The sequence below is a fragment of the Streptomyces griseochromogenes genome, assembly GCF_001542625.1.
Lineage (GTDB): Bacteria > Actinomycetota > Actinomycetes > Streptomycetales > Streptomycetaceae > Streptomyces > Streptomyces griseochromogenes.
The window spans coordinates 6188404-6211445 of the sequence record NZ_CP016279.1 but is presented as its reverse complement, the minus strand read 5'-3'; the positions used below and the strand labels follow the sequence as shown (position 1 = coordinate 6211445).

Sequence of the window (23042 nt, the reverse complement as noted above, 5' to 3'; positions counted from 1 at the left end):
CCGCCCAGCCGGAAGTGATCGATGCCGAGCAAGCGCTCCACGGACGACGGCGACGAGCTGCTGGCCAGACTCGGGTCGCTCACCGCCCAGGCACGCGAGCGCGCGGAGCTGCAGCGCACCCAGGTCGAGCTGGCCATCGCCCTGCAGCGCGGCATGCTGCCCCCGGACCTGCCCGCCGCCCCCGGCCTGCACCTCGCGGTGCGGTACGCGCCCGCGTGTTACGGCCTCAACGTCGGCGGCGACTGGTACGACGCCTTCACCATGCCCGACGGCCGTATCGGGCTGTCCATCGGCGACGTGCAGGGCCACAACATCGAGGCGGCCGCCTTCATGGGCCAGGTCCGGGCCGGGATGCGGGCACTCGCCTCCGTCACCAGCGAGCCCGGGGAACTGCTCGCCCGGACCAACGAGCTGCTGCTCTCCCTCGGCAGCGAGCTGTTCGCCACCTGCACCTTCATGCGGCTCGACCCGGCCACGGGCGTGCTGGAGAGCGCCCGGGCCGGTCACATCCCCTTCATCTGGGCCACGGCCGAGGGAAAGTCCGGTGTGGTGGACGACGAGGGAGGACCTCCGCTCGGCATCCAGCGCGGGTCGGAATACCCCGTGACCCGGCACCGGCTCACCACGGGCGGAGTGTTCGTCCTGCTCACCGACGGCGTGGTGGAGGGCCCGTCGCTGAGCATCGAGGACGGTCTCGACCAGGTGGTGCGGCTCGCGGGCATCGCGGCCGTCGCAGGCCTGGAGGCGCACGCGCTGGCCACGGCCGTGATCAAGGGCGCCGAGAGCGTGGGACACGAGGACGACGCCGCCGTCCTCGTCGTCGGTCTCGACGGGCCCGCGGTTCAGCCATAGAGCCGGAACGGGCGCCTCTCGCCTCGCATACGGCGGGCCGTCGGTGTGAGATGGCTGCTGTGGTGGCCTACCAGTATCTGAACCGGCGGGGCGGCTACGCCGTCCGGGTGCTGGCCGTCGCCGCCTGCTATTACGGCGGGGCGCGGCTCGGACTCCTGCGCCGGCTCGTCGTCGAGGGCTCCGTGTTCACCCCCATCTGGCCGCCGACCGGCATCGCCGTGGCCGCCCTGCTGGTCTTCGGGCTGGGCTGCTGGCCGGGTGTGGCGATCGGGGCGTTCTTCACCGTCCTGTACCTCACCAGCCCCAGCCCCGACATGCTCGGATTCGTGTTCGGCAACACCGCCGCGCCCCTGTGCGCGGCGCTGCTGCTGCGCCGGACCGGCTTCCGCACCGACCTCGGCCGATTGCGCGACGGCCTCGTCCTGGTGTTCCTGGGCGCACTGTCCGCCATGGTGATCAGCGCGACCATCGGCGTCAGCCTCCTCGTGCTCACCGACAAGCTGCCCGCACGCAGTTTCTGGGTCGTCTGGCTGGCCTGGTGGGTCGGCGATGCGATGGGCGTCCTGATCGTCACCCCGCTCCTGCTGTTGCTGTACAGGACCCGGCGGCCGCCGCCCATGACACGCTGGAAGGAGGCCACCGTACTGGCCCTCGCCGCCTGCTGCGTCGTACCGCTGGCCGCCTACAGCTCCGTCAGCCTGCTCTTCCTCGTCTATCCCCTCATCATCTGGGCCGCCCTGCGCTTCCAGCTCGCGGGCGGCATGCTCTGCGCCCTGCTGACGTCCGTGCTGGCGACTGTCGCCGCGACGGACCGCGTCGGCGCCTTCTCGGGCCTGACCCGGGTCGAGGTCATGGCGAAGCTCCAGGCCTTCAACGGCGCGATGGCCCTGACCGCGCTGCTGCTGTCCGCCCTGATCACCGAGCAGCGCAACACCAGACGCTCGGTGGAGCAGGCCTGTCAGGAACTGGTCGAGGTGCTGGAGCACCTCACCGCGGGCGAGGCCCCGCCGCCCCGGCCGCGCACCGGCAGCGACGACCGACCGCGGACCGGCACCGACGAGGGGCCGCCGACCGACACCGGCCACCGGCCGCGGCAGAGCGGCGCCCCGTGAGGCGGCCGGGCCGGTGACCACGTGGTCACCGCACCGGCGCGGGCGTGGCGTCCCACCACGGTCACGGCGTGTCGGACGGCCGGCCGGGCCGCCACCGCCCTCACCGCCGACGCGGCCGGGCTCAGGGACCGGGCCGAGCGGCTCGCCACCGCTCTCGTGGCCGACGGAGTCGACGCACAGGCTGTCCGCAGCGCCGCCACGGTCGGCGGGGGAGGCGCGCCCGGCGTCACGCTGCCCAGCGCCGCGCTGTCCCTGCCCGAGCCGTACGCCGAGGCCCTGCGCACCGGACGGATCCCCGTGGTCGGCCGCCTGGAGGCGGGACGCTGCCTGCTCGACCTGAGAGCCGTCGCGCCGGTGGACGATCCGCGGCCGGCCGAGGCAGTACGGGCGGTACGGCCCGGCGCCGGGCGGTAGGCGGGATGCGGGTCCTCGCCACCGCCGGCCACGTCGACCACGGCAAGTCCGCCCTCGTAAGAGCGCTCACCGGCATGGAGCCCGACCGCCACGAGGAGGAGCGCCGCCGGGGTCTCACCCTCGATCTCGGCTTCGTATGGACGAGGCTCGGCGCCGACGGCGAACACCTCGCCTTCGTGGACGTACCCGGGCACGAGCGGTTCGTCGCCACCATGCTGGCCGGTGTCGGGCCCGTGCCCGCCGTGCTGTTCGTGGTCGCCGCAGACCAGGGCCTCCGCGTGTTGTCGTAGGACATGCCGGTCAGCTCCAGCTCGTCCTCCGGAACGGCGTTCCACTCCTTGCAGGCCACCTCGCACGCCTTGCAGCGATGCACACGGAGGTGTCGGTGAAGAAACCCATCCGCGGCGGGGCGTCCGGATAGCCCGCGGCACGGACCACGTCCGGCTGGGGGCCGTACAGCTGGTGCCCGCGTCGGCGTCCCCGCCCGCGTTCGCGCCGTCGTCCCGGGTCATGCCGTGCGCCACCGTGTGCCCGCCTTCCGCCGGGTGCCGCACACTCGGTGCTCCGCTTCGAGCCTGGCACGGGTGCCCCGCCCCCGCGCGTCCGCACCGGCCCGGCATGCGGGGTTGAACAGTCCAGACTGATAAACCTATTGTTAGTAATCGTGGGCATAGACGACAGCACCGAGGACACCGTGGCGCTGGCCGCCGCGCTGCGGCTCGCCATGGGCCGCACCGTCCGGCGGCTGCGCCAGGCGCACGCCGTGGGGGACGTGACCCTGTCCGGGGTCTCGGTACTGGCCCGGCTGGCCGGCACCGGACCGGACTCGCCCGGGTCGCTCGCCGAACTGGAGCGGGTCCGGCCCCAGGCGATGGCCGGCACGCTCGCCGGACTCGAACAGCGCGGACTGGTCAGCCGCAGCCCCGACGCGGCCGACGGCCGCCGGGCCATCGTGTCGATCACCGACGCGGGCCGGGCGATGCTGGAGGAGCGCCGCTCCGAGTCCGTGGGCAGGCTCGCCCGCGCCCTGGAGGAGTTCAGCCCGCGGGAGCGCGAGGCACTGCGTGTCACGCTGCCCCTGCTCGACCGCTTGGCGGAACGGCTGTGACCGGGCACGCGGACGGCCCGCGCGACCGGCGCCCGGCCGAGGGCCCGCGCGGCCGGCTGCTCGCCCGTTCCGCCCGCCACCGGGACACGCCCCCGGGCCCCGGCTACAAGTGGGTGGCCCTCTCCAACACCACGCTCGGCGTCCTGATCGCCACGATGGACGCCTCCATCGTGATCATCTCGCTGCCGGCGATCTTCCGCGGGATCGGCCTCGACCCGCTCGCCGCCGGCAACATCGGCTACCTGCTGTGGATGATCCTCGGCTATCTGCTGGTCTCGGCCGTGCTGGTCGTCGTCCTCGGCCGGCTCGGCGACATGTTCGGCCGGGTCCGCATCTACAACCTCGGCTTCCTGGTCTTCGCCTGCGCCTCCGTCGCGCTCTCCCTCGACCCGTTCCGGGCCGGCGCGGGCGCCCTGTGGCTGATCCTGTGGCGCATCGTGCAGGCCTTCGGCGGCTCCATGCTCACCGCCAACTCGGCCGCCATCCTCACCGACGCCTTCCCGGCCCGCCAGCGCGGCATGGCCCTGGGCATCAACCAGATCACCGCGCTGGCCGGGCAGTTCCTCGGCCTGCTCGCGGGCGGCCTGCTCGCCGCGGTCGACTGGCGGGCGGTGTTCTGGGTCAGCGTCCCGGTCAGTGTGACCGGCACCGTGTGGTCGTATCTGAGCCTGCGCGAGACCGCGGCCGGCGCACGCGGCCGCATCGACTGGCTCGGGAACTTCACCTTCGCCACGGGCGCCGGGATCCTCCTCGCCGGCATCACCTACGGCATCCAGCCCTACGGCGGCCACCCCACCGGATGGACCAACCCCTGGGTGCTCGCGGGCCTGATCGGAGGCGTCGGCCTGCTGCTCACGTTCTGCGTGGTCGAGACCCGGGTCGCCGAGCCCATGTTCCGGCTGTCCCTGTTCCGGGTGCGGGCGTTCGCCGCAGGCAACCTGGCCGCCCTGCTGACCGCGATCGCCCGCGGCGGGCTGCAGTTCATGCTCATCATCTGGCTGCAGGGCATCTGGCTACCGCTGCACGGTTACGACTTCGAGGACACCCCGCTGTGGGCCGGCATCTTCATGCTGCCGCTGACCCTCGGCTTCCTGATCGCCGGTCCCGTCTCCGGCTACCTGTCGGACCGGTTCGGCGCCCGTCCGTTCTCCACGGCCGGTCTGCTGGTGGTCGCCGGTTCCTTCCTCGGCCTGCTGGCGCTGCCGGTGAACTTCGCGTACGGCCTGTTCGCCGGTCTGCTGTTCCTCAACGGCCTGGGCCAGGGCATGTTCTCCGCACCCAACACCTCCTCCGTGATGGGCAGCGTCCCGGCCCGCTACCGGGGCGTGGCGTCCGGGATGCGCTCCACCTTCCAGAACTCGGGCACGGCCCTGTCCATCGGTGTCTTCTTCTCGCTGATGGTCTCCGGGCTGGCCTCCTCCCTGCCGGCCACGCTCAGCAGCGGACTCCAGGCACACGGCGTGTCCGAGGGAACCGCCCACGAGGTGGCCTCACTGCCACCGGTCAGCACCCTCTTCGCGACCTTCCTGGGCGACAACCCCATCGCTCACCTGCTGGGCGCGGGCGGCGGGCCGGACCATCTGACCGCGGCCCAGCGCGCCACCCTGACCGGTCACACCTTCTTCCCGCGGCTGGTCTCCGGCCCCTTCCACCACGGCCTGACCATCGTCTTCTGCGTCGCCGCCGGCATGGCCCTGGTCTCGGCCCTCGCCTCCGCCCTGCGCGGCGGCCATGAGCCCGCCGGCGACGACACCCCGAAGGGCTCTTATCCGGCGTACGCCCGCAAGGGGTAGTGGTCCGAGAGGTTCGTGTACGTGTACGAGGTGCCCCAGCTCGTCACCGTCCAGGGCGCCGACTGCCGCTCGACGACCTCGTTGCGCCAGTTCGCCGGGCGGGCGTGACCGGCACGGGCCAGGACGTGGTCGAGGTCCTCACGCGGGTCGTCCGGGTAGCGGTAGTGGGCGATGGAGTTCTCCTGGGTGTCGAAGGAGTACGGGTGCCCGGTGCGCGCGTCGGCACCGACGAAGCCGGCGTCGGCCTTGTACACGTACTGCTCCTTGTGCAGGATCGGCCACTTGCTCAGCACGGTGACTCCGCCGTCCTCGGGCGTGGTGGCCGAGTACGCCCCGCCGGTCGCGTCCCAGCCGCTCCTGCCGCGGCCCACCACCGGTCTCTGGTACGGGTATTCGGCCGCGGCGGCGCTCTTCAGCGGGCACGGCGCGGTGCGAGGAGCGTCACTGGATCTCCCTGTGGGCGGAGGGGGTTGAGTGGCGCCGCACATCAAACCATCGGGGATTACTCATAGGTAACAGCTGTGCGGGCAACAGAAGACTCACGGCCGAGGAAGCGGAGAGTCCGGTCGGTGTTCGCGCCGCCGCCGCACGAGGTGCCGTACGACGAGGGCCGCGAGCAGGACGCCGGCGGCGACGAGGGCGTAGAGCTGGTAGCGCGTGACGTCGTCGTAGACCGTGGTGACGTGGCTGCCCACCAGGTAGGCCAGAGAGGCCCAGAGACCGACCCACAGGGCCGCGCCGAGCGCGTTGAAGGCGAGGAAGCGGCGCCAGGGCATGCCCGTCGTGCCCGCGACGATGCCGTTGGCCTGGCGCAACCCCTCGATGAAACGGGCCACCGTGACGATCTTGCCGCCGTGCCGCCCGAAGAAGTCCTCGGCCTCCTGGAAGCGCTCCGGCGTCAGCAGGACGTAACGGCCCCAGCGGTGCACGAAGGCCCGCCCTCCGCTGTGCCCGACGAGATAGCCGATGTTGTCCCCGAGCACGGCCGCGCCGAACGCGACGGCCGCCACGGCGACGATGTTCAGCCGCCCCGCTCCGGCGTAGACACCGGCGGCGACCAGGATCGTCTCGCCGGGTGCCGGGACCCCGAAGTCCTCCACGAGGACCACGGCCCCCACGGCCCAGTAGCCGTAGTGGCCGAGCAGCGGGGCCAGATGAGCCAGCGGACCCGGAAGCGGAGCGGCCATGCCTCAACCGTACGCCGGAGCGGGCACGGCCCCTCAACCGCTCTGCCGTGGGCGTCGGTTACGGCCGTCCCACCGTGTCCGGGTCCCGCACACCGGGCTCCGCGCCGGCCACCGGGGTGCCGCTCTCGCTCTCCGGGGCCGCGGACACCGTACGGCTGCCGCGCCGGCCGGTGAGCCGCAGCGCGACCGGCTCGGTCCAGCGCGCGGTCAGCGGGCCGAGGACCACCAGGATGAGGACGTATGCCGTGGCCAGCGGCCCGAGGTCGGAGTCGATGCCCGAGGTCACCGCGAGACCGGCGATGACGATGGAGAACTCGCCCCGGGCCACCAGGGTGCCCCCGGCCCGCCAGCGGCCCTGGGCCCGGATGCCCGCCCGGCGCGCGGCCCAGTAGCCCGTCGCGATCTTCGTGAGCGTCGTGACGACCGCCAGGGCGAGGGCGGGCAGCAGGACGGGCGGGATGGCGGCCGGGTCGGTGTGCAGCCCGAAGAAGACGAAGAACACCGCGGCGAACAGGTCCCGCAAGGGAGCGAGCAGATGATGGGCGCCTTCCGCTACCTCGCCGGACAGGGCGATACCGACCAGGAACGCGCCCACCGCCGCCGAGACCTGCAACTGCTGGGCGACACCGGCCACCAGCAGGGTCAAGCCCAGCACGACCAGCAGCAGTTTCTCGGGGTCGTCGCTGGAGACGAAGCGGGAGAGGTGCCGGCCGTAGCGCACCGCCACCAGCAGGACCAGGCCGGCGACACCGAGGGCGACGGCGAGCGTGACGCTGCCCGCGGCGAGTCCGGTCCCGGCCAGCAGCGCGGTGACGACCGGCAGGTAGACCGCCATCGACAGGTCCTCCAGGACCAGGATGCTGAGGATCACCGGGGTCTCCCGGTTGCCGAGGCGGCCCAGGTCGCCGAGGACCTTCGCGATGACACCGGACGACGAGATCCACGTGATGCCGGCGAGGACCACGGCGGCGATCGGGCCCCAGCCCAGCAGCAGAGCCATGGCCGCGCCGGGCAGCGCGTTGAGGGCGGCGTCGAGGAGACCGGCCGGGTACTGCGTCTTGAGCTGGGAGACCAGATCGCCGGCGGTGTACTCCAGGCCCAGCATGAGCAGCAGCAGGACCACACCGATCTCGGCGCCGATCGCCACGAACTCCTCGCTGGCGCCGAGCGGCAGCAGCCCGCCCTCGCCGAAGGCCAGCCCGGCCAGCAGGTACAGCGGGATCGGCGAGAAGCTCAGGCGTGCGGCGAGCCGGCCCAGCAGGCCGAGGACGAGGAGGATCGCGCCGAACTCGATCAGGAAGACCGCGGAGGAATGCATCCGGGTCACTCCCGGCCGAGTATGCCGGCCGCGGCGTCGGCGCCCTCGCGGGTGCCGATCAGGATCAGGGTGTCCCCGCCGGCCAGCCGGAAACCGGGGCCGGGGGAGGGGATGGCCGCGGCGCGGCGCAGCACGGCCACGATCGACACACCGGTCTCGGTGCGCATCCGGGTGTCGCCGAGCGGCAGCCCGTTCCAGCGGGACGTCGCGGACAGCGAGACCCGTTCGGCCACCAGACCGAGTTCGGTGGTGGACAGCAGGCTGGGGCTGTGGTGCGTCGGCTTCAGGGCCTCGGCCAGCGCCTCCGCCTCGCCGCCGGTGAGCCGGACGGACAGCGCGCACGCGTCGGGATCGTCACCATGGTAGGCGCTCAACGTTCTCGATCCGTCCCGGTGCGCCACCACCGACAGACGGCGCCGCTCCCGGGTCGTCAGGTCGTACCGGACGCCGATGCCCGGCAATGGAGTCCTGCTCGTGCGTGCGGCGCCCATGGCTGCCCCCCCTGCCCGACTTGAATGTTTCTTGGTGAAACGATTACCGAAAGCTTAACCTGACGGCGAACGGCCGCCCGATCGGAGCCCGGCGGGGTAGGGGGTGATGGTCAACGGGGGGAGTCGAGGCCGTCCTCCCTGTCGCCCGGGTCGGGCTGGCAGGTGAGGCACAGTTCGTGATCCCCGTCGCGGGTGACGACGGTTCCCCAGCCGAGGCACTGCGTGCAGTTGCGGGCGCGCCTCAGGTCGGGATGGGGAGGCAGGAGCGGGGTGTGGTGGGCTATGTGTGCCATACGGTGAGCGGCTCCTCGAAGTTCGCGGTGTGTCGCGAAGACTGGGATGACAACGCTGTCCGGATGGCCTCTATTATGTCCTACTTGTCCCTTACGTCTGTGATGCAGATCACAGATGTCATGGCTATCCGAGATTTCCCAGCCGGGCGTCCCGCCACAGGTCCACGCCGCCGTCGGTGGCGTACTTGTCGATTTCGGCCAGCTCCTCGTCGCTGAAGTCGAGGTTCTCCAGCGCGGCGACGTTCTGCTCGAGCTGCTCGACCCGCGAGGCGCCGATCACCAACGACGTCACCCGCTCGTCGCGCAGGGCCCAGGCCAGCGCCATCTGGGCCAGCGTCTGGCCGCGCCGGGCCGCGATGTCGTTCAGGGCGCGCAGCCGGCCCCGCATGTCGTCCGTGAGCCACGCCGTGTCCAGCGACGTCCCCTGCGCGGCGCGCGAGTCCTGGGGGATGCCGTCCAGGTAGCGGCCGGTGAGCAGTCCCTGGGCGAGTGCCGTGAACCCGATGACGCCGAAGCCCTCCTCCTCGGCCGCCTCCAGCAGTCCTTCGGTCTCGATCCAGCGGTTCAGCATGCTGTACGAGGGCTGGTGGATGAGCAGCGGGGTGCCGAGGTCGCGCAGGATGGCGGCCGCCTGCCGGGTGCGCTCGGCGTCGTAGGAGGAGATGCCGACGTACAGGGCCTTGCCCTGGCGCACCGCGGTGTCGAGCGCGCCCATCGTCTCCTCCAGCGGGGTGCTCGCGTCCAGCCGGTGGGAGTAGAAGATGTCCACGTAGTCCAGGCCCGTGCGGCGCAGCGACTGGTCCAGCGAGGCCAGTACGTACTTGCGGGAGCCGCCGCCCTGTCCATAGGGGCCGGGCCACATGTCCCAGCCGGCCTTGGTGGAGATGACCAGCTCGTCCCGGTAGGGCGCGAGGTCCTGCTTCATGAGCCGGCCGAAGTTGGTCTCGGCCGACCCGTACGGCGGACCGTAGTTGTTGGCCAGGTCGTGGTGGGTGATTCCGAGGTCGAAGGCGCGCAGCGCGATCTCGCGCTGGGTCTCGAAGGGGCGGTCGTCGCCGAAGTTGTGCCAGTAGCCCAGGGACAGGAGCGGGAGGTCCAGTCCCGAGCGGCCGGTGCGCCGGTAGCGCATGGTGCCGTCATAGCGAGCGGGGTCCGCGACGTGGTTCATCGGGTCGTCTCCGGGTGGTGCCGTAGGGGTGCCCGTCGTATCTGAAGGGGCTCGTCCACCCTGCGCCACCAAGATTCGTAAGTCCAACCGATGCCCTTCATGGGATTGAGCGCCCTGGCTTCTGAATCGAGTGGCGGCGTCGCACTGTTCGATCCTACGAACTTGCCGTGCGACGGGTTACCGGCCTCCGCCGCATTTGATAGGAAACTTTCCTACCAGTATCGGTACGGACCAACTCCCCACCCCCCACCCCTCCTTGGAGTCCTCGTGGAGCACATGGACCGCGCGTCAGCGGCCTCCCCCCGTCTCTCCCGCCGGACCGTCGTCGCCGTCCTCGGCGTTGTCGCCTCCGGTGCCCTGCTCGGCGCCGAGCGCGTCGCGGCGGCACCGGCGGCACGGGCGGCCGGGTCGGGTCTCGACGACCCGGCGAAGAAGGAGATCGCCATGCAGCTGGTGTCGAGCGCGGAGAACTCCTCGCTCGACTGGAAGGCCCAGTACAAGTACATCGAGGACATCGGCGACGGCCGCGGCTACACCGCCGGCATCATCGGCTTCTGCTCCGGCACGGGCGACATGCTCGACCTCGTCCAGCTCTACACCGACCGCAAGCCCGGCAACGTCCTGGCCAAGTACCTGCCGGCCCTGCGCCGGGTCAACGGCAGCGACTCGCACAGCGGCCTGGACCCCGACTACCCCAAGGACTGGCGCAAGGCCGCCCAGGACAGCGCCTTCCAGCAGGCGCAGAACGACGAACGCGACCGCGTCTACTTCAACCCCGCCGTCGCCCAGGGCAAGACGGACGGACTGCGCGCGCTGGGCCAGTTCACCTACTACGACGCCATCGTCATGCACGGCGACGGCGACGACCCCACCAGCTTCCGCAACATCCGCAAGCGGGCGCTGCGCAGCGCCAAGCCGCCGGCGCAGGGCGGCGACGAGACGACGTACCTCAACGCCTTCCTGGACGCCCGGGTGTGGGCCATGAAGCAGGAGGAGGCCCACAGCGACACCAGCAGGGTCGACACCGAACAGCGGGTGTTCCTGCGCAAGGGCAACCTCGACCTGAACACGCCCCTGGACTGGAAGGTGTACGGGGACAGCTACCACATCGGCTGACGCGCGCCGCCCGGAAGGGCAGGTGCCCGGGTTCGAACCGGACGGCCCGCGGCCGTTCTTCGCCCCTCGTCCCGGCGTCGCCGGGCACCCGCTGCGGCCTCAGGAGGCGCTCGGCAGATCCGCGGTGCCCGGGACCGGGAGCGCGGCGCCGAGCGCTTCGGCCTGCCGTGCCGTGACACGCTGGATCACGGCGACCGCCAGGGCACCCGCGGCCAGGTTGAGGGCTTCGGCCACGAGCAGGGGGACGAGCGAAGACCCTTGGCCCAGCTGGGTGCCCACGGTGCCGGTCACCGCGCGCCCGACCCAGGCCGCCCACCACACGTTCACCAGGACCGTGTCGCGCCTGTCCACCGTGCCGCGGCCGCTCGCCCGGTGTACGTCGAGGACCAGCCCGCGCGGCACCCAGAGGTTCACCACCGGGACCAGCCAGCCGGCCACGGCCCAGGGGGCGGAGCCGGGCAGGGGCTCGGGGGAGAGGAGTCCGGCGTTGCGCCGGCAGCGGGTGAACCACACCAGGAACAACACGACCGCGGCCGTCATCGTGTACACGCTCACCATCGACGCGAACCCCGACGCGCTCGAAGACGTGTCCTGCGGACGGAGGTGGTGCGCCCGCACCGTCACCGCCCGGAACACCTCCGCCACGGCTGCCGCGGCCACGGCGGCCTGGGCGGAACGGGCGAGCGGCCAGGAGGCCTTGACGACGGGTCCGGACACGGTGGGACACCTGCCTGTCGGAAGCGGCACGCACGGGCGTGACGTGAAAACGGTCGTGGGAGAAGCGGATCATAGAGCAGACGCACCGGTCCGCCCTCCGCGCCGGTGGCGTACTCGCCCGACGAGCCCCCGACGAGGAAGGATGGGCTACAGCGATCGATCACACCGATGCGGAGGAACGGACTCATGCCGCACGAGCGAGCAGGCAGGCCGGCCGGTCCCGAGGACCTTGTCGACGTGGCGCGGCTGGTCACGGCGTACTACGCGCTGCACCCCGACCCGGCCGACCCCGCACAGCGGGTGGCCTTCGGCACGTCGGGGCACCGGGGTTCGTCCCTGGCAACCGCCTTCAACGAGGACCACATCGCCGCCACCAGCCAGGCCATCTGCGAGTACCGCGCCACTCAGGGCGTGGACGGCCCCCTGTTCCTCGGCGCCGACACGCACGCCCTGTCCGAGCCCGCGAAGGTCACCGCCCTGGAGGTCTTCGCGGCGAACGGCGTCACCGCGCTCGTCGACAGCGCGGACGGCTACACCCCCACGCCCGCCGTCTCGCACGCGATCCTCACCCACAACCGGGGCCGCACCTCCGGCCTCGCCGACGGCGTGGTCGTCACCCCCTCGCACAACCCGCCCGCCGACGGCGGCTTCAAGTACAACCCGCCCAGCGGCGGCCCGGCGGCCTCGGACGCGACCTCCTGGATCCAGGACCGGGCCAACCAGATCATCGCGGGCGGCCTGAAGGACGTACAGCGGCTGCCGTACACCCGTGCGCTCGCGGCCGAGACGACCCAGCGGTACGACTTCCTGGGCGCCTACGTCGGTGACCTGCCCAGCGTCCTCGATCTCGACGCGATCCGCGCGGCCGGCGTGCGCATCGGCGCGGACCCGCTCGGCGGGGCGTCGGTCGCCTACTGGGGCCGGATCGCCGAGGAGCACGGCCTCGACCTGACCGTGGTCAACCCGCACACCGACCCCGCCTGGCGGTTCATGACGCTGGACTGGGACGGCCAGATCCGCATGGACTGCTCCTCGCCGTACGCGATGGCCTCCCTCATCGAGCAGCGCGACCGCTTCCGCATCGCCACCGGCAACGACGCCGACGCCGACCGGCACGGCATCGTCACGCCGGACGCCGGCCTGATGAACCCCAACCACTACCTCGCCGTCGCCATCTCCTACCTCTACCGGCACCGCGAGCAGTGGCCCGCGGACGCGGGCGTCGGCAAGACGCTCGTGTCCTCCACGATGATCGACCGCGTCGCCGCCGACCTGGACCGTCAACTGGTCGAGGTGCCGGTCGGGTTCAAGTGGTTCGTGGACGGACTGGCCGCCGGCACCCTCGGGTTCGGCGGCGAGGAGTCGGCCGGCGCCGCCTTCCTGCGCCGCGACGGCTCGGTGTGGACCACAGACAAGGACGGCATCCTTCTCGCCCTGCTCGCCTCCGAGATCACAGCGGTCACGGACAAGACCCCCTCGGAGTACTACGCCGGCCTGACCGCCCGCTTCGGCGAACCGGCCTACGCCCGTATCGACGCCCCCGCCACCCGCGAGCAGAAGGCGCTGCTGGCGAAACTGTCCCCGGCCCAGGTCACCGCCGACACCCTGGCGGGAGAGCCGGTCACCGGCATCCTCACCGAGGCGCCGGGCAACGGCGCCGCCATCGGCGGGATCAAGGTCACCACCCCCAACGCCTGGTTCGCGGCACGCCCTTCGGGCACCGAGGACGTCTACAAGGTGTATGCCGAGTCGTTCCTCGGCGCCGACCATCTGGCCCGGGTGCAGGAGGAGGCAAAGGGCGTGGTCCTGGCCGCGCTCGGCGGCTGAGGGCGCACGACCGTACGACGACGGCCCCCGCGAGGTGGGTGCGGGGGCCGTCGGCGCGTGTGCTCAGCCGCGTCCGCGTCCGCGGCCCTGGTCCAGCCGGTCCAGCACGGCCTGCGCCATGGCGGCCTCGCCTGTGGCGTTGGGGTGGGCGGGGGCCGCGGGCGAGGCCGGGCGCAGCGGCTCGATCCAGCGGTCCGTGGGCGCCTTGCACATGTCGTGGCCGACCGTGGGGCCGTAGGTGTCGACGTACTCGGCCCGGTTCCAGGCGGCCACCAGGCGCAGCATCAGGTTCAGGCGCTTCTCGGTGTCCCGCAGATAGGGGAAGTCGCGCTGGGCGAACGGCACCGACGGGAAGCAGCCGTTGCCGTCGTCCGGCAGCAGGTCCGGGTAGCCGACGAGGAGGACCCGCGCGTGCGGGGCGCGGGCGTGCACCGCCCGCAGCACCCGGCCGATCTTCGGCGCGGTCTCGAGCACGGTGAGTGCCAACCGGTCGTATCCGGAGGCATTGTAGGAGCGCTCGCAGGGATTGCCCGTCGGGTCCTGCGCGCCGAGGCGGGCGCACGTGCTGATGATGGAGCCGAACCCGACGTCGTTGCCGCCGATCTGCACCGTCACCAGATCGGTGTCCCGTCCCAGCGCGTCCAGTTGGGGACCGTTGGTGCCCTGCGGCTTCCACATCTCGTTCGTCGTGGCCCCGCCACAGCTCACGTCCTTGAACGCGGTCGCCTGCCGATCCGCTGCCACGAGCGAGGGGTAATTGTGGTCGGAGCGGGCGCAGTCGGCGTCCACCTGGCGGGGGATGAGCGGGCCCGAGGCGTACGAGTCGCCGAGGGAGACGTAGCCGAGGTCGCGGCCGTGCCCGGGGTGCGCGGCGGCGGGTGTCGTGGACGCGGCCACCAGGGCGCAACCGCCCAGTACCGCTCCCAGGACAGCGGTCCGCCGCCGCCCTCTCGCCCCGTCGCTCACCGGAATGCCGTTCGCCATGGAATCCTCCCCCTGAGGCCGCTGCATCGCGCGGGGCCGGCCGAAGAGCGGCCTGCGCGCGTTCGACTGGGCCTGTATACCGTCCGGTAGGTCTCGCGGACCAGAAGCGGGAACGAACATTCGCGACCGCGGGGGCCGGCCGTGTCCCTGCACCACCGCGCTGCCCAAGCCGCTCGTCCCCATCGGCGACCAGCACGTCATCCCCGACGCCCGGCCACCTCCGTCTCGCCGACCCGACCGCCACGTTCGAGGGCCGCTGGTCGACGTATGTCTCGGTGCTCACCGGACCGGCCCGGACGGCACGGCACCCGCCCGAGCGGTTCTGCCACCTCGTCCAGGGCGTACCCGAGGCCCTGGTCCCGCCCGCCGCGCGCACCGCACACGAACGCGGCGCCGCGGTCTGCGGACCGGTCACGGGTGAACCACCCTATCCCTGGGCCGGGTTGACCCCTGCCCTGACCGGCGGGGACGGTGTGGAAGGCTGAGGGAGTCAGCATCCACGCAACGGGGGAGAATCACCGGCATGGCCGTCATCCACCACACCACCCTGAAGCCGACGAAGGTCGAACTGCTCGCCGGCTGGCTGCCCACCCGCCCGTGGTACCGGGGCGGCGCGGTCCCCGTCCTGGAGAAGTCCGGCGGGTTCCGGCTGGACGACCCCGAGGGCGAGGTCGGGATCGAATTCATGGTGGCGACCGACACGAGCGGCCCGGAGCGGACGGCCTACCTGGTGCCGCTGACCTACCGCGGGGCCCCTCTGGAGGGCGCCGAGCACGCGCTCATCGGCACGATGGAGCACGGAGTCCTGGGCGAACGCTGGGCCTACGACGGCTGTCACGACCCGGTCCTGGCCACCCGGCTGCTGTTCCTGATCGAGGGCAGCGCCCGGGCCATGGCGCAGAGCGTCTCCGACACGCCCGACCGTGAGGTGACCCGCTCCTACGCCGGCGACCCCATCTGCCTGGGGGACTTCAGGCCCGAGCCCACCGACGACGAGCAGGGCACCCGCCTGCCCGCACCACACGGCACGACCCTCCGGATCCACCGTGTCCTCCAGCCGGCCGCCAACCCGCCGCTCCCGCCCGAGGGAGCGGTCGGCCATGTGGCAGGCGCCTGGACGTCCTCGGACGGCATCCGTCCCGGCGCGGTCTTCGTGACCCTGAGCGCCGACTGATCCCGGCGCCGCACGCCGGCAGCCGGGCGGCTCCCGGGCTATGGCATGGCCCGGTCAAATCTGGCACGCTTTCGACAACCGTCGCCCTGACCCCATGAGGGCGGCGGAGCACTCCTCACCGCACGGCTCGCGCAACCCCAATCCACGGCCGCCCCCGGCTCACCCAGCCGACCCGGCGGCCATCGAGCAGGCCGGAATCCCGGCCGCCGCAAAAGGAGTAGCGTGTGAGATCGACCCCCCACAGGACCCTCGGCGCCGGTGCGCTCACCGTCGCCGCGCTGGTCGCCCTCTCCCTCCCCGTCACCCCCGCGGCCGCCCAGCCGGCCGAGAAACCGGCGGCCGCCGCCTGCACTCCGGCACAGGCGGTCACCAACGGCGGCTTCGAAAGCGGCACCTCGTCCTGGACCCAGTCCTCGTCCGGTGTGATCACCAACCGCACCGGCCAGAGCGCCCACGGCGGCTCCTCGTTCGCCTGGCTGGACGGTGTCGGCAGCACCCACACCGACACGCTCACCCAGAGCGTCACGATCCCGGGCGGCTGCAGCACCGCCACCCTCACCTTCTGGCTGCACATCGACACCGACGAGACGACCTCGTCCATCGCGTACGACAAGCTGACGGCCAAGATCGGCGGCACCACGCTGGCGAGCTACTCGAACCTCGACGAGAACACCGGCTACGTGCAGAAGTCGTTCGACGTGTCGTCGTTCGCGGGCCAGACCGTGAACCTGTCCTTCACGGGCACCGAGGACTCCAGCCTCCAGACGAGCTTCGTCCTGGACGACGTCGCCCTCGACACCTCCGGCGACACCACCCCGCCCCCGTCGGACTCGACGCGCACCCCGGCCGCGCCCTCGTACACCGTCAGCCTCAGCAGCGACACGAGCGGCACCGTCTGGAACGGGCACGAGAGCGTGTCCTTCACCAACGCCTCCGCCACCGCGCTCGGCGAGGTGTACCTGAGGCTGTGGGACAACTACCACGGCACCTGCTCGGCGATGCCGATCAAGGTCACCCATGTCATCGGCGGCACCGCGGGTGACCTCTCGGTGGGCTGCACCGCCCTGAAGATCACCCTGCCGACGCCCCTGAACCAGGGCCAGAGCGCCACCGTCGGCTTCGACCTGGGCATCACCGTGCCCAGCGGCGCCGACCGGTTCGGCCACGACGGTGCCTTCAGCTTCATAGGGAACGCCCTGCCGGTCCTCGCGGTCCGCGACAGCGCCGGCTGGCACCTGGACCCGTACACCAACAACGGCGAGTCGTTCTACTCCCTGGCCGCCGACTTCAAGGTGACCCTCGACCACCCCAGCACCCTGCTGGTCCCGGCCACCGGCACTTCCACCGACACCCCCGGATCCAGCGGCCGCACGGTCACCACCGCCACCGCCGCCAAGGTCCGGGACTTCGCCTGGGCCGCCGGGCCCTTCACCAAGATCTCCGGCACCTCACCCGGTGGCGTCCCCGTGAACATCTACTCCGTCTCGGGCATCAGTTCCTCCAGCGCCCAGTCGATGCTCAGCACCGCCAAGACCGCCGTGGACGCCCACGCGGCCCGCTTCGGCGCCTACCCGTACGGGGAGCTGGACGCGGTCATCGACAACAACTACTGGTTCGGCGGCATGGAGTACCCCGGGTTCGTCCTCGACCTGGTCAGCACCACGGCGCTCACCCATGAGATCGGCCACCAGTGGTGGTACGGCATCGTCGGCGACGACGAGTACAACAGCCCGTGGCTGGACGAGGGGTTCACCGACTACGCCACCGACCTGGCGCTCGGCAAGACCGGCAGCAACTGCTGGAGCGGCGTCTCCTGGGCCTCCGGCGCCGAGAAGATCACCAACTCCATGGCCTACTGGGACGCGAACTCCTCCCGTTACTCCACCGTCGTCTACGGCTACGGCAAGTGCGCCCTGCACGACCTGCGGCGCGTCCTCGGCGACACCGCCATGGCCAAGCTGATGAAGGACTACGCGACCGCCCACTGGTACGGCGTCTCGACCACGGCCGAGTTCAAGGCGGCCGCCCAGGCCGCCACCAGCACGGACCTGACCTCCTTCTGGACCCAGCACCGCATCGACGGCTGATTCGGACCGGCCGGTCGTGGGCGCCGCCGACGGCGCCCACGACCCTCGCGGCACGGTCGCCACGCCACTCACATGGACTAATTGCCCGCCGGGATGGCATCGTTGGGCGGAACCCGGAGTGCGGTGCGCTCCGGCCACGGGTCAGATGGATGCGTGGAAAGCCAAAAGCCCCCTCATCGCCGCCGCTCACGCCGATCCCTCATCGGCGTGCTGACCGGCCTCCTGCTGTCCCTGTCGATCTGCTCGGCCCTGCCTTCGGCGGCCGAAGCCATACCCGAGCGCGGCAGCGCCTACATGGGTATGGGAGTGCTCGCCCACGACGGCCAGAGCACCGCGCCGGCGGATCCCACGTCGGACCCCAAGGTGACCCAGACCGAGGGCGTGGACGTCTCCAGCTACCAGGGCAACGTCGCCTGGTCGACTCTGTGGAAGAACGCCACCAAGTGGGCGTACACGAAGGCGACCGAGGGGACGTCCTACACCAACCCCTACTTCACGCAGCAGTACAACGGCTCCTACGACATCGGCATGGTCCGCGGCGCGTACCACTTCGCGGCCCCGGACACCACCGGCGGCGCCACCCAGGCGGACTACTTCGTCGCCCACGGCGGCGGCTGGTCCAAGGACGGCAAGACCCTGCCGGGCGTGCTCGACATCGAGTGGAACCCGTACGGTTCCGCCTGCTACGGCAAGTCCCAGAGCGGGATGGTCACTTGGATCCGCGACTTCGTGAACCGCTACAAGGCCCGCACCGGCCGCGACGCCGTCATCTACACCGCCACCAGCTGGTGGACGCAGTGCACCGGCAACTATTCGGGCTTCGGCAAGACCAACCCCCTCTGGATCGCGCGGTACGCCTCGGCGGCGGGGACGCTGCCGGCGGGTTGGTCGACGCACACGATGTGGCAGTACACCTCCTCCGGTCCCACGGTCGGGGACCATGACAGGTTCAACGGAGCCGAGGACAGACTGAAGGCTCTCGCCACCGGCTGACATGCCGCCGGGAGCGCTCAGGCGGCCGCCCAGGCGCGGAGCGCTCCCGCCGGCCGGTCGCCGTGCTCCCGGGAGATTCCCTGCGCCGGCCGGGCGCCGGCTATGTGCGTGAGTTCCCGCCGGGCCAGGCCCGGGCAGGCATGGTGGCCGTCGAGGGTGGCCAGGAACCCGTGGCGGTCCCATTCCGGGTGCACGACGAAGCAGTCGGTTCCCGCATCCTCCGGGTGGTTCCGGCCCACCACCACGGGCGTGTGCCCGTACGCGAAGGGCACACGGAACGCCGGCCACCGCTCTTCGTCCGACAGCGCTTCCAGGGCCGCGTCCACATCGCAGCGGTCCGCCCCGAACCAGCCAGGGCCCGGGGCGCCCCGTTCCTCGTCGCCGCCGCACAACTCCAGCAGGCAGGCCGCCCAGAACCCGGGCAGGTCCAGCAGACCCTCCCCGGCGACGAGCGGGCCCTCGTATCCGTCGATCACCATGGGGCAAGCCTGCCGGTCACCACTGACAACGGCGGCCCCGCGCCGGGCAGGCCGAGCGGAGAGGGCAGGATTCGAACCTGCGTGGGCCGTCAGGCCCGACCGTGAGGCGTGCTCAGTGGTCCCCGATAAGCCACTCCGGGCACCTCTCCTCGTTCCCGGCCCGATCTCCCGCGCCGTTCACGGGAACAACAGTGGCAGGAGCCGCTGACGGCACGCTGACAGGGGAGCACCGTGGGACGGAGGAGGAAGCGGACCGGGCTCAACGCACACCGCGGATGGGCCGGATGGCCAGCGCGCCGAGCAGCGACAGGACACCGCCGAACAGGAACAGCGGCGTGTAGCCGCCGAGCGCGGTGACCACGGCGGAGGCGACGAACGGCGCGACGATCTGCGGGCCCGCGTTGGCGATGTTGAGCACACCCATGTCCCGCGCGGCGTCCTCGGCGCGCGGAAGGACCAGCGTGACGACGGCGGTGTCCACGGCCATGAAGCAGCCGAACGCGAGCCCGTCGAGCGCGCTGAAGACGAGCATCCCCGGCCAGGTGGGCGCCAGCACCGGGACGGCCATGACGAGACCGGCGAGCGCCGCCGACACGCCGACGAACACCTTGCGCCGGTTCCAGCGGTCCGACAACAGGCCGCCGACCAGTGTGGAGACGGCCATCGCCGCCATCGACACCGGCGTCAGCACGGCCATCGCCTCGGAGGGCCGCAGCCCCTCGGGCAGCGTGATGTGGTCGTCGAGGATGTAGAGCTGGAAGCCGACGACGGAGAAGTAGCCCAGCACCATCAGGGCCCGGCCGATGAACGCCCAGCGGAAGTCCCTGTTGCCGAGGGCGGACAGGAAGAGTGCCGCGCGGCGCCGCCAGGGCACCGACGGCGCGGGCTCGGCGCTCCGCTCGCGCGGCACGTCCCGGCACAGCGCCGTCAGCAGGACGGCGGCCACGGCGGCAACGAGCCCCAGTGTGAGGTAGCCCGCGGAGAGATGACGGGCGGTATGCGAGGCGATCAGCACGCCGAGGGTGCCGCCCACGGGCAGGGCCAGGCCCACCAGCGCGGAGGCCGTCCCGCGGCGGTCCGGCGCTATGCGGTCGGGCACGATCGCCGTGACGGCGGCCTGGTAGACGTTCATGGTCGCCTGGACGAGGCACCAGGCGATCCCGACCAGGAGGGCCGTGCGCACACTGCCCAGGAAGGCGAGGGAGGCCAGCGCGGCCAGGGCGCCGCCGAGCACCCAGGGGTTACGGCGCCCCGAGCGGTCCGACAGGGCACCGGCGACGGGGTTGCACGCGGTGGCGAACACCGAGCTGACCCCGCCGATCAGGCTGAGCAGCGCCACCTTGTGGTGCGGGTCGATCGCCTCGACCTGGGTGGGCAGCAGGACGGATCCGACTCCCATGTAGACGGCGTACATCGAGGCGTTGGCGACCAGGAGCAAGGACATGAGTCCGCGCCGTCGGGGGTCGGGGGTACCGGCGGCTCTGGCCGGCCGGATTCTGTCTGTCGCGGAGAACGGGGGCATGGCGACTCCTGGGGAGGAAGGGTTCAGAGCGGGCCGAGCCGCGAGGGAGGGGCGGCTGCGCGACGGGAATCCGCGGGTGTCGGATCGTCGGTTACACGCGTTGATGACACGAGTAACTAAGTGGGATGGTTCTTGTGTAGCACCCCGAAGACCCGGCTGAACAGAGGCCTGCATCGACGAGGCGGGGTCGTTGCTTACTCGTGTTGACAACCCTGCGTGTACCCTGGAGAGCCGCGGGAATCGGGTCCAGTGAGCGGAAGGGAAGCATGGCGAGGAAACCGGTCGCTGCCGTCACCAGCGCCGATGTGGCACGGCTGGCGGGCGTCTCACGCGCCACCGTTTCCTTCGTGCTCAACAACACCCAGGTGCACCGGGTGAGCGAGACGACCCGCGCGAAGGTCCTCGCCGCGGCGGACACGCTCGGGTACGTACCGCACGCCGCGGCCCGCTCGCTGCGCGCCGGCCGCAACAACCTGGTGCTGATCCCGGCCGCCGTGTCCGCCATCGGCCGCCTGGTGAGCGGCTGGATCGACGACCTCCACACGGAACTGGAGCAGTACGGCTGCACCACGGTCCTGCACGCGGGGCGGTTCCCCGATCCCGTCACCGCGGCCCGCGCCTGGGCCGAGCTGCGCCCCGGCGCGGTGCTGGCGCTGGACGGCTCCAGCCTCACCGCGGGCGCCGCCGACGTCCTCGGGCGCGCCGGGGTCCGGGCCCTGATGGCGTTCGCGCCGCAGCCCCTCGAGGGCGTGTGCACGGTCGCCTTCGACGATCAGCGGGTGGGCGTGCTCGCCGCCGAGCATCTGGTGGCGAGCGGCCGCCGTCGCCTCGCGGTCCTCATGCCCCGGGAGCGGGGCCTGTCCACCTTTGCCGCGCCCCGCCTGGCCGGTGCGCGCAGCGTGGCCGCCCGGACGGTGGCGACCGTGACCCCGGTGGAGATGGGTTACACGTTCGCGTCCGCCGTGGAACTGGCGCGCAGCTGGGCGTTGCGGGACCTGGACGGCGTCTTCGCCTACAACGACGAATACGCCGCGCTGCTGCTGCGCGCCCTGCTGGACGAAGGAGTGGAGGTCCCCGAGGACGTCGCCGTGGTCGGCTGCGACGACCTGGTGACGGCGGCCCTGCAGCGGCCGTCCCTGACCACGATCCGCCTGGATCCGCCCCCTGCCGCGCAGGTCGCCGCGGCGCTGCACGAACTCATGGAGAACGGCACCACCGCGCCCCTGCCCGGCGTCGAACCCGCCCTCGTGCGCCGCGGGTCCAGCTGACCGCCCGACCGACCGCCCGGGCGGGTCCCGCGTGCACCGGCGCCCGGGCGGGCCGCGGTCGGTCAGGCGGTCAGACGGCGCCGCAGGAAGTCGACGCTCTCCGTGACCACGGCGGGCACCTCCGCGGATCCCAGGAAGATGTGGTCGGCCCCCTCGACGGCGCGCAGCGTCACCTCCGCGCCGGCACGTGCGAGCGCCCGCTCCAGCAGCTCGCTCTGGCCGAAGGGCACGACCTTGTCCTCCCGGCCGTGAACCAGCAGGAACGGGGGCGGAGTCGTGGGTCCCGCGTAGGTCACCGGACTCGCGACGCGGGCCCGCTCCAGCCGGTCCTCCTCCGCGCCGCCGAGCAGTGACGTCACGGGGTCCGGGTACGGCGGCTCGCCCGGAACCGGCGGCAGGGTGGACTGCGAGAGCAGTGACACGAGCTCCGAGACCCCGTACCAGTCGACGACGGCCCGCACGGAGCTGTCCTCGTCCCGTACGCCTTCCCGGCCTTCGAGGGCGCCTCCGTGGGCGTCCGCGCGGACCAGCCCGGCGAGCGCGGCCAGATGGCCACCGGCCGACTCGCCCCAGGCGCCGATCCGCTCCGGATCGATGCCGAAGGCGTCGGCGTGCCGTCGTACGTACCGGATGGCCGCCTTGACGTCGTGCAGCTGGGCGGGGAAGTGGGCTTCGAGACTGTGCCGGTAGTCGACGCAGACCAGCGCCAGGCCGGCGCCGAGGACCGCCCCGTGCAGCAGCTCGACGGGCACGGTCGGCGGCGGGTAGCGCCGGTCTCCGTCCAGCCAGCCGCCGCCGTGGATCCAGACGACCGCCGGCACCGCTGCCCGCGCGTCCGGTACGTGGACGTCCAGCAGGCAGGGGCGGTAGCCCGGCGTCCGGGCGTAGGTCAGCCCGTGGAAGCGCCGTACTCCGTCGCTGCCGACCAGGGGCGGAGTGGGAGCCAGGAAGGGGGGCGGGGGCCAGCCCGTGTCGGTCGGGGCGGGCGCGGTCGAGGTCATGTCCGGAGCCTTCCGTCAGCCTGGGAGAGCGTTCGGGGTGTCGTACTCGGCGGGGATGTTACACGTGTAACTGATAGCTGGCGAGAGGGCGCGCGAGGGCGGCTGTGCGGCCTTGCCGATGCGGTGCGCGAAGGTGGT

The 23042-nt window shown here is 72.0% G+C and carries 21 protein-coding genes and 5 pseudogenes; 13 read left to right on the top strand and 13 right to left on the bottom strand.

What is annotated here, in order from left to right; translation table 11 throughout:
- Positions 1-21: 21 nt before the first annotated feature.
- The 4 genes and pseudogenes from AVL59_RS26675 to AVL59_RS26660 all read left to right on the top strand — a co-directional run.
- A complete protein-coding gene (locus tag AVL59_RS26675) occupies positions 22-852 on the top strand; it encodes a PP2C family protein-serine/threonine phosphatase (RefSeq protein WP_067309079.1) in 831 nt (276 codons plus the stop codon).
- Between the two features lie 50 nt (positions 853-902).
- Positions 903-1964, top strand: a complete 1062-nt coding sequence (locus AVL59_RS26670) for an MASE1 domain-containing protein (RefSeq protein ID WP_208870456.1) — start codon at positions 903-905, stop codon at positions 1962-1964.
- 90 nt (positions 1965-2054) lie between these two features.
- Positions 2055-2378: pseudogene (locus AVL59_RS26665) on the top strand (L-seryl-tRNA(Sec) selenium transferase); the annotation flags it as partial.
- A gap of 5 nt (positions 2379-2383) precedes the next feature.
- A pseudogene (locus tag AVL59_RS26660) lies at positions 2384-2650 on the top strand (GTP-binding protein); the annotation flags it as partial.
- 2 nt (positions 2651-2652) lie between these two features.
- Here AVL59_RS26660 and AVL59_RS55005 read toward each other — a convergent pair.
- Positions 2653-2837: pseudogene (locus AVL59_RS55005) on the bottom strand (4Fe-4S dicluster domain-containing protein); the annotation flags it as partial.
- A gap of 205 nt (positions 2838-3042) precedes the next feature.
- Between AVL59_RS55005 and AVL59_RS26655 the strand changes: the two are divergent.
- Both AVL59_RS26655 and AVL59_RS26650 read left to right on the top strand, forming a co-directional pair.
- A complete protein-coding gene (locus tag AVL59_RS26655) occupies positions 3043-3486 on the top strand; it encodes a MarR family winged helix-turn-helix transcriptional regulator (RefSeq protein WP_237281682.1) in 444 nt (147 codons plus the stop codon).
- The gene (locus AVL59_RS26650) at positions 3483-5279 is read left to right on the top strand and encodes an MFS transporter (protein WP_372450293.1); all 1797 of its coding nucleotides are present in this window, start codon (positions 3483-3485) and stop codon (positions 5277-5279) included. Before AVL59_RS26655 ends, AVL59_RS26650 begins: the two co-directional genes overlap by 4 nt.
- Here the strand turns inward: AVL59_RS26650 and AVL59_RS26645 are convergent.
- The 6 genes and pseudogenes from AVL59_RS26645 to mgrA all read right to left on the bottom strand — a co-directional run.
- Positions 5252-5695: pseudogene (locus AVL59_RS26645) on the bottom strand (exonuclease/endonuclease/phosphatase family protein); the annotation flags it as partial. The gene AVL59_RS26650 and the pseudogene AVL59_RS26645 overlap by 28 nt on opposite strands.
- 123 nt (positions 5696-5818) lie before the next feature.
- A complete protein-coding gene (locus AVL59_RS26640) occupies positions 5819-6466 on the bottom strand; it encodes a DedA family protein (RefSeq protein ID WP_067309060.1) in 648 nt (215 codons plus the stop codon).
- A 58-nt stretch (positions 6467-6524) separates the two neighbouring features.
- Positions 6525-7784 carry a cation:proton antiporter gene (locus tag AVL59_RS26635; RefSeq protein WP_067309058.1) on the bottom strand — a complete coding sequence of 420 codons (1260 nt, stop codon included), beginning with the start codon at positions 7782-7784 and terminating at the stop codon, positions 6525-6527.
- Positions 7785-7789: 5 nt separating this feature from the next.
- Positions 7790-8275, bottom strand: a complete 486-nt coding sequence (locus AVL59_RS26630; protein WP_067309056.1) for a cation:proton antiporter regulatory subunit — start codon at positions 8273-8275, stop codon at positions 7790-7792.
- Positions 8276-8385: 110 nt separating this feature from the next.
- Positions 8386-8568 (bottom strand): hypothetical protein, encoded by a 183-nt coding sequence (locus tag AVL59_RS26625; RefSeq protein WP_067309054.1) that lies wholly within the window; start codon positions 8566-8568, stop codon positions 8386-8388.
- Between the two features lie 124 nt (positions 8569-8692).
- On the bottom strand, positions 8693-9736 hold the full coding sequence (mgrA, locus tag AVL59_RS26620) for an L-glyceraldehyde 3-phosphate reductase (protein ID WP_067309051.1): 1044 nt from the start codon (positions 9734-9736) through the stop codon (positions 8693-8695).
- A 276-nt stretch (positions 9737-10012) separates the two neighbouring features.
- Between mgrA and AVL59_RS26615 the strand changes: the two genes are divergently transcribed.
- Positions 10013-10852, top strand: coding sequence for a chitosanase (locus tag AVL59_RS26615; RefSeq protein ID WP_067309048.1), 840 nt, complete (start codon positions 10013-10015; stop codon positions 10850-10852).
- A gap of 99 nt (positions 10853-10951) precedes the next feature.
- Here the strand turns inward: AVL59_RS26615 and AVL59_RS26610 are convergent, their stop codons facing one another.
- The gene (locus AVL59_RS26610; protein WP_079147000.1) at positions 10952-11569 is read right to left on the bottom strand and encodes a DUF4328 domain-containing protein; all 618 of its coding nucleotides are present in this window, start codon (positions 11567-11569) and stop codon (positions 10952-10954) included.
- Positions 11570-11755: 186 nt separating this feature from the next.
- Here AVL59_RS26610 and pgm point away from each other — a divergent pair, with 186 nt between their 5' ends.
- Positions 11756-13396 carry a phosphoglucomutase (alpha-D-glucose-1,6-bisphosphate-dependent) gene (gene pgm, locus AVL59_RS26605; RefSeq protein WP_067309046.1) on the top strand — a complete coding sequence of 547 codons (1641 nt, stop codon included), beginning with the start codon at positions 11756-11758 and terminating at the stop codon, positions 13394-13396.
- Between the two features lie 63 nt (positions 13397-13459).
- Here the strand turns inward: pgm and AVL59_RS26600 are convergent, their stop codons facing one another.
- Entirely contained in the window at positions 13460-14380 is a 921-nt protein-coding gene (locus AVL59_RS26600) for an SGNH/GDSL hydrolase family protein (protein ID WP_067317806.1), read from the bottom strand.
- 275 nt (positions 14381-14655) lie between these two features.
- Here AVL59_RS26600 and AVL59_RS26595 point away from each other — a divergent pair, with 275 nt between their 5' ends.
- From AVL59_RS26595 to AVL59_RS26580, 4 genes are all read left to right on the top strand, one after another.
- Positions 14656-14865 (top strand): hypothetical protein, encoded by a 210-nt coding sequence (locus AVL59_RS26595; RefSeq protein WP_372450292.1) that lies wholly within the window; start codon positions 14656-14658, stop codon positions 14863-14865.
- Positions 14866-14903: 38 nt separating this feature from the next.
- Positions 14904-15554 (top strand): maltokinase N-terminal cap-like domain-containing protein, encoded by a 651-nt coding sequence (locus AVL59_RS26590; RefSeq protein WP_067309044.1) that lies wholly within the window; start codon positions 14904-14906, stop codon positions 15552-15554.
- A 224-nt stretch (positions 15555-15778) separates the two neighbouring features.
- Entirely contained in the window at positions 15779-17641 is a 1863-nt protein-coding gene (locus AVL59_RS26585) for a M1 family aminopeptidase (protein ID WP_067309039.1), read from the top strand.
- A gap of 93 nt (positions 17642-17734) precedes the next feature.
- Positions 17735-18634, top strand: a complete 900-nt coding sequence (locus AVL59_RS26580; protein WP_079146999.1) for a lysozyme — start codon at positions 17735-17737, stop codon at positions 18632-18634.
- Between the two features lie 17 nt (positions 18635-18651).
- Here the strand turns inward: AVL59_RS26580 and AVL59_RS26575 are convergent, their stop codons facing one another.
- The 3 genes and pseudogenes from AVL59_RS26575 to AVL59_RS26570 all read right to left on the bottom strand — a co-directional run bounded on the left by AVL59_RS26575 (position 18652) and on the right by AVL59_RS26570 (position 20557).
- Positions 18652-19113 (bottom strand): hypothetical protein, encoded by a 462-nt coding sequence (locus AVL59_RS26575; protein ID WP_067309036.1) that lies wholly within the window; start codon positions 19111-19113, stop codon positions 18652-18654.
- A gap of 56 nt (positions 19114-19169) precedes the next feature.
- Positions 19170-19262: pseudogene (locus tag AVL59_RS52590) on the bottom strand.
- A 110-nt stretch (positions 19263-19372) separates the two neighbouring features.
- Complete coding sequence (locus AVL59_RS26570; protein ID WP_237281680.1) at positions 19373-20557, bottom strand: MFS transporter; 1185 nt, start codon at positions 20555-20557, stop codon at positions 19373-19375.
- 344 nt (positions 20558-20901) lie between these two features.
- Here AVL59_RS26570 and AVL59_RS26565 point away from each other — a divergent pair, with 344 nt between their 5' ends.
- The gene (locus AVL59_RS26565; RefSeq protein ID WP_067309031.1) at positions 20902-21903 is read left to right on the top strand and encodes a LacI family DNA-binding transcriptional regulator; all 1002 of its coding nucleotides are present in this window, start codon (positions 20902-20904) and stop codon (positions 21901-21903) included.
- Positions 21904-21965: 62 nt separating this feature from the next.
- Here the strand turns inward: AVL59_RS26565 and AVL59_RS26560 are convergent, their stop codons facing one another.
- Positions 21966-22904, bottom strand: coding sequence for an alpha/beta hydrolase (locus AVL59_RS26560; RefSeq protein ID WP_067309028.1), 939 nt, complete (start codon positions 22902-22904; stop codon positions 21966-21968).
- Between the last annotated feature and the right edge of the window lie 138 nt (positions 22905-23042).